This is a genomic window from Streptomyces alfalfae, from assembly GCF_004127445.1.
Classification (GTDB): Bacteria; Actinomycetota; Actinomycetes; order Streptomycetales; family Streptomycetaceae; genus Streptomyces; species Streptomyces alfalfae.
In genome coordinates, this window is sequence record NZ_QEXM01000028.1 from 1 (window position 1) to 5261 (window position 5261).

Sequence of the window (5261 nt, forward strand, 5' to 3'; positions counted from 1 at the left end):
GGCGGCCGGGTGCGGGTCTCCGGCGTGGAGATGGCCGCCGACCCGACGGCGCTGTTCGGCGCCGTACGGGACGAGCGCGTCGAGGTGCTCGAAGTCGTGCCCTCGCTGCTCCGCGCGGCCCTCGACGCCTGGGACCTGGAGGGCGTCGCCCCTGAACTGCCTGCCCTGCGCCGGCTGATGGTGACGGGCGAGGCGCTGCCGGTGGATCTGTGCGAGCGCTGGTTCGCGCGTTTCCCGGGGGTGCCGCTGATCAACGCCTACGGCCCCACCGAGTGCTCGGACGACGTCACCCACGCGGTGATCCGTGCCGGTGACCGTCAGCCGAGCGGGCGTGTCCCGATCGGCGGCGCGGTGCGCAACACGCGGCTGTACGTGCTCAGCGACGAGCTGCGGCCGGTGCCGGTCGGCGTCCCCGGCGAGCTGTACGTGGGCGGCGCGGGCGTCGGCCGCGGGTATCTGGACGACCCCGTGCGGACAGCGGGCACGTTCATGGCGGACCCGTTCGCCGGGGCGGGCAAGCGGATGTACCGCACGGGCGACCGCGTGGTGCAGCGCCCCGACGGACAGCTGGAGTTCATCGAGCGCCGCGACCACCAGGTCAAGATCCGTGGCCGCCGTGTCGAGACCGGCGAGATCGAGACCGTCGTCCGCTCGCTCGACTCCGTGGCCGACGCCGCCGTGGCCGTGCTCCCCGACGCCTCCGGCAACCCGCGCCTGGTCGCCTACCTCACCGGCGAGCACGTCGACGCCTCCCGCGTCCGCACCGAACTCGCGGGCCTGCTCCCCGAGTACATGGTCCCCTCGACCTGGCTGGTCCTGGACGCGATGCCGCTGACGGCCAACGGCAAGCTGGACCGCAAGGCCCTGCCCCTGCCCGCCGAGACCGACCAGGCGAGCACCCGGCGCGGCCCGCGTGACGAGCGTGAGCGCCTCCTGACCGGCATCTTCAGCGACGTGCTGGGCATCGCCGACGTCGGCGTCGACGAGGACTTCTTCGTCCTCGGCGGCGACAGCATCCGCTCCATCCAGGTCGTCAGCCGCGCCCGCAAGGCCGGACTCGCCCTCACCACCCGCGACGTCTTCACCCGCAAGACCGTCGCCGCGCTCGCCGCCGTCGCCACCGAGGCGGACACTGCCGCGCGGACCACGCGGGACGACGGCACCGGCGTCGTCGACCTCACGCCGATCGCCGCCCAGCTCCACGAGGACACCCGCACCCTCAGCGGCCCCGTGGTCAAGTACAGCCAGCACGTCGTCGTCCGCGTCCCCGCGGGCCTGGACGCCGCCCGGCTCGACGCCGCGCTGCACACCCTCGTCGACCACCACGACGCCCTGCGCCTGCGCGCCCACGAGCCGGCGCCCGGCCTCTGGCAGCTCGACGTACTGCCGAAGGGGTCCGTCGCGGACGCCGAGCTGGTCACCGAGGCCGACGCGTCGGCCGTCAAGGATCTGCCCGGCTTCGCCGAACGCCAGGCCGCCGCCGCCCGCGCCCGGCTCGACCCCGCCGCCGGCGTCATGATCCAGGCGGTGCTGCTGCGCACCGGGACCGCCGACGACACCGACCGCCTCGTCATCGCCGCCCACCACCTCGTCGTCGACGGCGTCTCCTGGCGCATCCTGCTGCCCGACCTCGCCGACGCCTGCGCGGGCCGCACCCCCGAACCCGTCGGCACCTCCTACCGCGCCTGGTCCCGGCTGCTCACCGAGCAGGCGCGCACCGAGGTGCGCGGCCCCGAACTCGCCCTGTGGCAGCGCACCCTCACCGGCCCCGACCCACTGGTCGGCACCCGCAGGCTCGACCCGGCAAAGGACGTGTACGGCACCCTGCGCACCCTGCGCCTGGAACTGCCGCCGCACATCACGGCCCCGCTCCTCACCGACGTGCCCGCGGCCTTCCGCGCCGAGGTCAACGACGTGCTGCTGACCGGCCTCGCGCTCGCCGTCGCCGACTGGCGCAGGCGCCACGGCCACGCCCACTACGAACAGACCCTCATCGAGCTGGAGGGCCACGGCCGCGAGCAGCTCGCCGACGACCTGGACCTGTCCCGCACCGTCGGCTGGTTCACCAGCGCCTTCCCCGTGCGGCTCGACCCCGGCACGCTCGACTGGGACGAGGTGTGGGCCGGCGGCCCCGCCCTCGCGACCGCCCTCAAGCGCGTCAAGGAGTGCCTGCGCGAACTGCCCGACCGGGGCCTCGGCTTCGGCCTGCTCCGCTACCTCAACCCGCACGCCGCCCGCACCCTGGCCGCGTACGACAGGCCGCAGATCGGCTTCAACTACATGGGCCGCTTCGACACGCGGAACGCGGCCCTGTGGGAGCCCGCCGGCGGTGACGGCGTCGTCGGCACCGGCGCGCACCCCGGCATGCCGCTGCCCCACCTCCTCGACGTCACCCCGGCGACCGAGGACCGCGCCGACGGGCCGCACCTGATCGCCAACTGGACGTGGGCGGGCGAGTCGGTCTCCGCCGAGGACGCCGCCGACGTGGCGCACACCTGGTTCCGGGCCCTTGAGGTCCTCGCCGCGCACGCCACGGACGCCGGCGGCCTGACGCCCTCGGACCTGCCGCTGGTCGCGGTGGAGCAGCCGGAGATCGAGACGTACGAGCGTGAGCTCGCGGAGCTGTCACCGGCCGCCCGCCTCACCGACGTGCTGCCCCTGACCCCGCTCCAGCAGGGCATGCTCTTCCACGCCGAACTGGCGGAAGCGGCCGGGGCAGCGGAGGACGCCGACGCCGTCGACGTGTACACCCTCCAGATCGTCACCGACCTCGAAGGCGACGTCGACCCCGGGGCCCTGCGCGCCGCCGGCACGGAGCTCCTGCGCCGCCACCCGAACCTGCGCGCCTGCTTCCGGGCCAGGGAGTCGGGCGAGCCCGTGCAGCTCGTCCCCGACACCGTCGACCTGCCCTGGTGCGAGGCCGACCTGACCACGCTGCCGGAGGCCGGGCGCGCCGCCGCCCTCGCGCGGCTCACCGAGGAGGAGCGCACCCGCCGCTTCGACCTGACGAGCCCCCCGCTGCTGCGGTTCACCCTGGTCAAGATGGCCGAGGGGGAGTACCGCTTCATCTGGACGAGCCACCACGTCCTCGTCGACGGCTGGTCGATGCCGCTGCTCGTCCGCGAGCTGTTCACGCTCTGCGCGGACGGCGCGAGCGCCGCCCTCCCGGACGTCGCCCCCTACCGCGACCACCTCGCCTGGCTCGCGGGCCAGGACCGCGACGCCGCCCGCGCCGCCTGGCGCGGCGCGCTCGCCGGGGTCGAGGAGCCCACGCTCCTGACCGCCGCCGACCCGCACCGCGTCCCCGCCCTGCCGGACTCCGTGCACCTGGAGGTCCCGCGCGCCCTCACCGCGGAACTGGCCGCCTGGGCGCGCGGCCGGGGCCTCACCCTGAACACCGTCGTGCAGGGCTGCTGGGCCGTGCTCCTCGGCCGGCTCACCGGACGCCGGGACGTGGTGTTCGGGGCGGTCACCTCCGGGCGGCCCGCCGAGGTGCCCGGCGTCGAGTCGATGGTCGGCATGTTCCTGAACACCGTGCCCGTGCGGGCCCGCCTGGCCCCGGACGCGACACTGGCGCAGCTCCTCACCGCCCTCCAGGAGCAGCAGACCGAGCTGCTGGCGCACGAGCACCTCGGCCTCGCCGAGATCCTGAAGGCGGCCGGGCTCGGCGGCGAGGTCTTCGACACCGTCCTGCTCTTCGAGAACTTCCCGCTGGACGCCGACGGCATGGACAGCGGCGCCTCCGGCGTGCGGGTCGTGCGCGCCGAGGCCAAGGACGCCAGGCACCACCCGCTGTCCATGGCCGTGTACCCGGGCGACAGCCTGAGCCTGCGCCTGGACTACGCCCCCGACCTGTTCGGCCGCGCCGACGTGGAACAGCTCGCCGCCCGGTTCATCCAGCTCCTGCGCACGGTCGCCGACACCCCCGAACTGCCGCTGGCCCGCGTCGACGTGGTCCTTCCCGACGCGCGGGACGGGCTGCTCGGCGAGTGGGACCCGGCGCTGGTGGAGGAGAGCGTCGGCGTCGTGGAGCGGGTGCGGTCCGTCGCCGCGCGCATTCCGGACGAGACCGCGGTCACCGACCCGGAGGGGTCCGTCGCCTACGGGCGGCTCGTGGCGCTCGCCGGAGGCCTCAGCACCGCCCTGACCGGGGCCGGGGCCGAGACGGGCACGGTCGCGGCGATGCTCTGCGACCCCGGTGCGCCCTTCGTCGGCGGCATCCTCGGCGTGCTCGGCGCGGGCGCGGCCTGGCTGCCGCTCGACCCGGCGGCCCCCGACGCGCGCAACGCGGGCCTGCTGCGGGACAGCGGGGCCCGGTTCCTCCTCGCGGGCCCCGGCCACGAGGCCCGCGCCCGGGAGCTGGCGGCCGGCACGCCCGTCACCGTGCTGTCCCTCGCGGAGGCGCTCACGCCCGCCGACACCCTGCCGCCCTGCCGGGGCGGCGGTCTCGACCTGGCGTACGTGATGTACACGTCCGGGTCCACGGGCCGCCCGAAGGGCGCGATGGTGCACCGGGCCGGGATGCTCAACCACCTGTGGGCGAAGGTCGGCGACCTGGACCTCAAGGCGGGGGAGACGGTGGTGCAGAACGCGCCGCTGACCTTCGACGTCTCGGTCTGGCAGATGCTGGCCCCGCTGGTGGTCGGCGGCCGGGTGCGGGTCTCCGGCGTGGAGATGGCCGCCGACCCGACGGCGCTGTTCGGCGCCGTACGGGACGAGCGCGTCGAGGTGCTCGAAGTCGTGCCCTCGCTGCTCCGCGCGGCCCTCGACGCCTGGGACCTGGAGGGCGTCGCCCCTGAACTGCCTGCCCTGCGCCGGCTGATGGTGACGGGCGAGGCGCTGCCGGTGGATCTGTGCGAGCGCTGGTTCGCGCGTTTCCCGGGGGTGCCGCTGATCAACGCCTACGGCCCCACCGAGTGCTCGGACGACGTCACCCACGCGGTGATCCGTGCCGGTGACCGTCAGCCGAGCGGGCGTGTCCCGATCGGCGGCGCGGTGCGCAACACGCGGCTGTACGTGCTCAGCGACGAGCTGCGGCCGGTGCCGGTCGGCGTCCCCGGCGAGCTGTACGTGGGCGGCGCGGGCGTCGGCCGCGGGTATCTGGACGACCCCGTGCGGACAGCGGGCACGTTCATGGCGGACCCGTTCGCCGGGGCGGGCAAGCGGATGTACCGCACGGGCGACCGCGTGGTGCAGCGCCCCGACGGACAGCTGGAGTTCATCGAGCGCCGCGACCACCAGGTCAAGATCCGTGGCCGCCG

At 75.2% G+C, this 5261-nt stretch carries 1 protein-coding gene; it reads left to right on the plus strand.

What is annotated here, in order from left to right; genetic code table 11:
- On the plus strand, positions 1-5261 hold a 5261-nt coding region (locus DCW30_RS12585), incomplete at both ends, for a non-ribosomal peptide synthetase (RefSeq protein WP_129299892.1).